Annotated in this window: 1 pseudogene; it reads left to right on the forward strand. The window is 75.7% G+C overall.

The features are described from left to right. Positions 1-284 (forward strand): annotated as a pseudogene (locus tag AC1RLW_RS27105) (hypothetical protein); the annotation flags it as partial.

The following is a 284-nucleotide window of genomic DNA, read 5'->3' on the forward strand; positions in this document are numbered from 1 at the left end:
CGGCGGTGTGCTGGGTGATGACGGCCTCCTGGGTGGCGTCCTCGGTGGCGACGGCGGCCTGCTCGGCGGTGTGCTGGGTGACGACGGTCTTCTGGGCGGCGTCCTCGGTGGTGACGGCGGCTTGCTCGGCGGCATCCTCGGCGACGACGGCCTGCTCGGTGGTGTCCTCGGCGGCGTGACCGGCGGCGACGCTGGCGGCCTGCTCGACGGCATCCTCGGCGACGACGGCCTGCTCGGTGGTGTCCTCGGCGGCGTGACCGGCGGCGACGCTGGCGGCCTGCTCG

The sequence above is a fragment of the Variovorax sp. GW822-FHT04A09 genome, from assembly GCF_058801005.1.